1 protein-coding gene is annotated in these 1,603 nt (G+C 69.4%); it reads right to left on the bottom strand.

What is annotated here, in order from left to right:
- A partial coding sequence (locus tag AB0B76_RS58910; protein WP_360395173.1) for a condensation domain-containing protein occupies positions 1-1,541 on the bottom strand: 1,541 nt, incomplete at its 3' end.
- Between the last annotated feature and the right edge of the window lie 62 nt (positions 1,542-1,603).

Here is a 1,603-nt window from a genome sequence, read left to right as displayed (position 1 = left end):
TGGAAATGCCCAATCAACCGCCGGATCGTCGACTCGTCGAACAACCTCGTCGCGTAATGGAACGCACCAACCAGACCATCACCCCGCTCCGACACCATCAGGCGCAGGTCGAACTTGGCCAGGGCCTCGCGGGCACGGTCGTCGACCGCCTCGCCTTCGTCCGACTCGGCGGTGTCGAAGTAGTTGAACAACACCTGGAACAGCGGCGTCCGGGAGCGGTCCCGGTCCGTGACCAGCTCGTCCACCAGCCGCTCGAACGGCACGTCCTGGTGCGCGAACGCCTCCAGTGCTGTGTTCCGCACACGGGCCAGCAGCGCGGCGAAGGTGGGGTCACCGGACAGGTCCGTGCGGAGTACCAGCGTGTTGACGAAGTACCCGATCAGACCCTCGATCTCGGCCCGGTTGCGGTTGGCGATGGGTGTGCCGACGACGATGTCGTCCTGGCCGGAGTACCGCTGCAGCAGTAGTGCATAGGCCCCGAGCACGGTCATGAACATGGAGGAGCCGGATGCGCGGGACACCGTGCGCAGTGCCGCCGCCACGTCGTCGGGGATCGCGAAGTCGATGACCGCGCCCTCCGACGAACGGACCGCCGGCCGCGGATAGTCGGTCGGCAGATCCAGCACGGGCGCACCCGCCAACCGCCGCCGCCAGTACCCGACCTGCTCCTCCAGCACCGCCCCGGCCAGCCACGTGCGCTGCCACACGGCGAAGTCCGCGTACTGCACGGGCAACGGGTCGAGCACGGTCCCGGCGTACAACGCGGCGAGTTCCCGGCGCAGGATGCCGTCGGACCACTCGTCCCCGATCACGTGATGCATCGCCAGCGCCAGCATGTGCTCGCCGGGCGCGACGCGCAGGAGCGTGGCCCGCAACGGCGGCGCCGCGGCCAGGTTGAACGGCACGGTGGCGTCCTGGGTGATCCAGTCGTGTGCCGACCGCTCGACCACCGTGAGCTCGAACGCCGCGGCCGGCTCGATCACCTGGTACGGCACCCCGTCGGCCCCGGCCACGAGCCGCGTCCGCAGTACCTCGTGCCGCTCCACCAACCGCCGCAGCGCCTCCGCCAGCCGGGCCACATCGACGTCGCCCGGCACCGGGATCAGGATCGGCATGTTGTACTCGACCGAGTCGGGCTCGAGCTGCGTGAGGAACCACAACCGTTGCTGCGCAAACGACAACGGCAACGCAAGGTCCCGCCCAGCGGGCTCGACGGGCGGCGCCGTCAACCCAGGTGTAGCCGCAGCGATAGCCGCCGCAAGCCCAACGATGGTCGGCGCGTCAAACATGGCATCGACGGGCACCTCGACCCCGAACGCGACCCGCACACGAGACAACACCTGCGTGGCCAGCAGCGAATGCCCACCGAGGGTGAAGAAGTCGTCGTGCACACCGATGCGCTCAACCCCGAGCAGCGTGGTCCAGATCGCGGCGAGCACTTCCTGCACGGGCCCGGACGGCGCCACGAACGAGACCCCGACGGGCAGCTGCACCCCGTCGAGCGCGCCGCGGTCCACCTTCCCGTTCCGGTTCCGCGGCAACGCCGCCAGCTCAACAAAGACTCCCGGCACCATGTACTCCGGCAGCCGAGCCCCCACCCACA

Source organism: Dactylosporangium sp. NPDC049140 (assembly GCF_040648435.1).
Note: the sequence above shows the minus strand (reverse complement) of the source record. Positions and strands in the feature narration are given on the sequence as shown.